The sequence below is a fragment of the Saccharomonospora iraqiensis subsp. paurometabolica YIM 90007 genome, from assembly GCF_000231035.2.
GTDB classification, from domain to species: Bacteria; Actinomycetota; Actinomycetes; order Mycobacteriales; family Pseudonocardiaceae; genus Saccharomonospora; species Saccharomonospora paurometabolica.
This window is the reverse complement of sequence record NZ_KI912238.1, coordinates 196,254-198,378: the sequence shown is the minus strand read 5'-3', so window position 1 is coordinate 198,378 and position 2,125 is coordinate 196,254. Positions and strand designations below refer to the sequence as shown.

Annotated in this window: 3 protein-coding genes; 1 reads left to right on the top strand and 2 read right to left on the bottom strand. The window is 72.4% G+C overall.

Going from position 1 to position 2,125, the window contains the following annotated elements; all coding sequences use genetic code 11:
- Positions 1 to 160 precede the first annotated feature (160 nt).
- Positions 161 to 439, bottom strand: a complete 279-nt coding sequence (locus tag SACPADRAFT_RS0213180) for a hypothetical protein (protein ID WP_040924329.1) — start codon at positions 437 to 439, stop codon at positions 161 to 163.
- A 172-nt stretch (positions 440 to 611) separates the two neighbouring features.
- Here SACPADRAFT_RS0213180 and SACPADRAFT_RS0213175 point away from each other — a divergent pair, with 172 nt between their 5' ends.
- The gene (locus SACPADRAFT_RS0213175; protein WP_028662442.1) at positions 612 to 1,715 is read left to right on the top strand and encodes a branched-chain amino acid aminotransferase; all 1,104 of its coding nucleotides are present in this window, start codon (positions 612 to 614) and stop codon (positions 1,713 to 1,715) included.
- Between the two features lie 95 nt (positions 1,716 to 1,810).
- On the opposite strand, the gene SACPADRAFT_RS0213170 is transcribed toward SACPADRAFT_RS0213175, so the two are convergent.
- Positions 1,811 to 2,125 (bottom strand): nicotinate-nucleotide--dimethylbenzimidazole phosphoribosyltransferase (locus SACPADRAFT_RS0213170; protein ID WP_007027374.1); only part of this gene is annotated, 315 nt, incomplete at its 5' end.

The following is a 2,125-nucleotide window of genomic DNA, read 5'->3' as shown; positions in this document are numbered from 1 at the left end:
GCGGGTCGGGACGGTGGCCCTCGTGGTCGGGACGGTGGCCGCGCTGGTGCCGGTCACCGCCGCGTTGGTCGCCGCCGGGGCGCTGTTCCTCGTGCGGTGGATCCACGCCGGTCTCACCGGTGCGCGGCGGTGACCGCCCCGGCGTGCCCGCGCGGATCCGTCAGGCCATGGCGACGGCGAGTCCGAACAGTGCCAGACCGGTCAGGGTCAGCAGCGCCACCGCTTTCGTGGGCAGCTGCGCGGGGATCACCCCGTCGTGCAGGTCCTTCCACCACAGCACGCCGAAGACGGCGCCGACGAGGCCGAGGAAGATGCCGAAGCCGCCGACCATGATGTAGCCGATGAGCACCAGCATCCCGCCGGTGAACGTGAGCATGGTCGCGGTGACGAACGTCTTGGCGCCGGCGGAGCCGGTCGTGGGCGCAGGCTGGGAAGTCACGCGCACATCGTAGAGGCCGGCCGCCGCCCGTGGGGGTGGATCGTCCGATCCCGGCCCGCCCGGCACCCCGGAGGCACCCGCGACCGGGGTGCCGGGAGGCCGCGCGACCGGCGGCGGAGATCGTAGGACGAGCGATGTTCCGGTGTCCTACGTCAGCGATATGCTGTGCGCCATGACTACCGCGATCCCGTTCCGCCGCACACCCAGCACCCGACCCGCCCCGGCCGAGCGGGTGGCGCAGGTACTGGCGAAACCGGGATTCGGGTTGAGTTTCACCGACCACATGGTCACCGCCACCTGGACCGCGGAGCGCGGCTGGCACGACGCCGAGCTGCGGCCGTACGAGCAGCTCACGCTGGACCCGGCCACCGCGGTGCTGCACTACGGGCAGGCGATCTTCGAAGGGCTCAAGGCCTACCGCGGGCCGGACGGGTCCGTGCAGGCATTCCGTCCGGACGCGAACGCCGCCCGGTTCCGCCGCTCCGCCCGCCGGATGGCGATGCCCGAACTGTCCGACGAGCTGTTCCTCGGCTCGTTGAACGAGCTGGTCTCGGTGGACGAACGGTGGGTGCCGACCAACCGGGGCGACTCGCTCTACCTGCGTCCGTTCATGATCGCGACCGATGTCGGGCTCGGCGTGAACCACCCGTCGCAGAGCTACCTCTACACCCTGATCGCCTCGCCCGCCGGATCCTACTTCGCGGGCGGTGTGCAGCCGGTCAGCGTGTGGCTGTCCACCGAATACGTGCGGGCGGCGCCGGGCGGCACCGGGGAGGCCAAGTGCGCGGGCAACTACGCCGCCTCGTTCGTGGCCCAGCGGGAGGCGGTCGAGCAGGGATGCGACCAGGTCGTCTGGCTGGATGCCGCCGAGCACCGGTGGGTCGAGGAAATGGGCGGGATGAACCTGTTCTTCGTCTTCGGCTCGGGGGCCGACGCGCGGCTGGTGACCCCGGAACTGAGCGGGGCGCTGCTGCCCGGGGTCACCCGGGACTCGCTGATCAAGCTCGCCTCGGACTTCGGCTACCCGGTCGAGGAGCGGCGCATCTCCACCGAGGAGTGGGAGAAGGCGGCCCGCTCCGGTGAGCTGACCGAGGTGTTCGCCTGCGGCACGGCGGCGGTGATCACCCCGGTGGGCCGGGTCCGGCACACGGGTGGTGAGTTCACGATCGGGGACGGGAACCCGGGCGAGATCACCATGCGACTGCGCGGGGAACTCACCGGAATCCAGGACGGCACCAAGCCCGACCCGCACGGCTGGCTGCACCCGCTCGGCTGAGCCGGGCGCTCACCGTTGTGCCGTGAAGGACTCCTTCCCTGCATCGCGCGCAGGCAAGGAGTCCTTCACGGCGCCGGACGCAGGGAAGGGGTCCTTCACGGCGAACCCTGCGCGCCCAGGTGGGCCGCGGTGGACAGCAGGGGGAGGGCGGTGAGGGCGCCGTAGCCGCCGGTCTCGGCGATGCCCAGGTCGACGATCGGGTCGAGGTCCAGGTGTTCCAGGGCGAGGGTGTGGGCCGGCTCGGGTGAGCGGTGCGCCGCGAACCACCACTCGCGGGCGCCGGGGGCCAGTTCCTCCGCGAGCAGTGCGGCCGCGCACACCGGCAGCCCGTCCAGCAGCACCGGGGTGCGCCGTACGGCGGCCTGCGCGAGGAACCCGGCCGTCGCCGCCAGGTCCGCGCCCCCGGCCGT